The organism is Domibacillus sp. 8LH, assembly GCF_038806185.1.
Lineage (GTDB): Bacteria > Bacillota > Bacilli > Bacillales > Domibacillaceae > Domibacillus > Domibacillus indicus_A.
Genome location: NZ_JAVJNG010000328.1, coordinates 1 through 236, shown reverse-complemented (window position 1 = coordinate 236; position 236 = coordinate 1). Strand labels below are relative to the sequence as shown.

Annotated in this window: 1 protein-coding gene; it reads left to right on the top strand. The window is 38.1% G+C overall.

Annotated features, from left to right (window positions below):
- Nucleotides 1-236, top strand: a 236-nt coding sequence (locus RG959_RS24900) for a family 1 glycosylhydrolase (RefSeq protein ID WP_342799373.1), incomplete at both ends; no start/stop codon positions are given.

Sequence of the window (236 nt, the reverse complement as noted above, 5' to 3'; positions counted from 1 at the left end):
CGATTTACCCAGTAAGCCAATCCTTTAATGATAAGATTGCCGCTAATAATGCAGATGGTTATTCGAATCGCTGGTATCTAGATCCTATTTTTAAAGGGAGCTATCCAGCAGATATGGTCAATTTATTTTCCAAGTATGTACATGACTTTTCCTTTATTCATGAAGGGGATCTTGCAGAAATTTCGGTAGCATGTGATTTCTTTGGCATTAATTATTACAGTCGCCAGCTGGTGGAG